Genomic DNA, 558 nt, shown 5'->3' on the forward strand with positions numbered 1-558 from the left:
ACGTGCTGCTGGGGATCTCCACCTCCGGTAACTCTGGTAACGTTATCAAAGCGATCGAGGCCGCCCGCGCGCAGGGGATGAAGGTGATCACCCTGACTGGTAAAGACGGCGGTAAAATGGCCGGCTCCGCCGATGTTGAAATTCGCGTGCCGCATTTTGGCTATGCCGACCGTATTCAGGAAATTCACATTAAAGTGATTCATATTCTGATTATGCTGATCGAAAAAGAGATGGTTAAAGCTTAACAGGCCGTATTGCTGGCGGTGTTGAACCCCGGGCAGCGCTCAATCTCCTTGCGTACCTCAGGTACGATCCGGTTTTTGCGCGCTGACCGCGTTCAGGCTGGCTGACGTAGTAACGCCTTTGGTATTTAAGCCGCGTGGTATGAGGTGAGATATGTGCGAACTGCTCGGGATGAGCGCGAATGTGCCAACAGATATTTGCTTTAGCTTTACCGGGCTGGTTCAGCGCGGGGGCGGCACCGGGCCGCATAAAGACGGTTGGGGCATCACCTTCTATGAAGGCAAAGGCTGTCGCACATTTAAAGATCCGCAGCCC

At 54.1% G+C, this 558-nt stretch carries 2 protein-coding genes; both read left to right on the forward strand.

Annotated features, from left to right (window positions below; genetic code table 11):
- Window positions 1-245: SIS domain-containing protein (locus FJV41_RS55315; RefSeq protein ID WP_141649575.1), on the forward strand; the 245-nt coding region annotated here is incomplete at its 5' end.
- Window positions 246-396: 151 nt separating this feature from the next.
- The coding region (locus FJV41_RS55320) for a class II glutamine amidotransferase (protein WP_181791547.1) at window positions 397-558 on the forward strand (162 nt) is incomplete at its 3' end.

Origin of the sequence: Myxococcus llanfairpwllgwyngyllgogerychwyrndrobwllllantysiliogogogochensis (assembly GCF_006636215.1) — a bacterium.
Classification (GTDB): Bacteria; Myxococcota; Myxococcia; order Myxococcales; family Myxococcaceae; genus Myxococcus; species Myxococcus llanfairpwllgwyngyllgogerychwyrndrobwllllantysiliogogogochensis.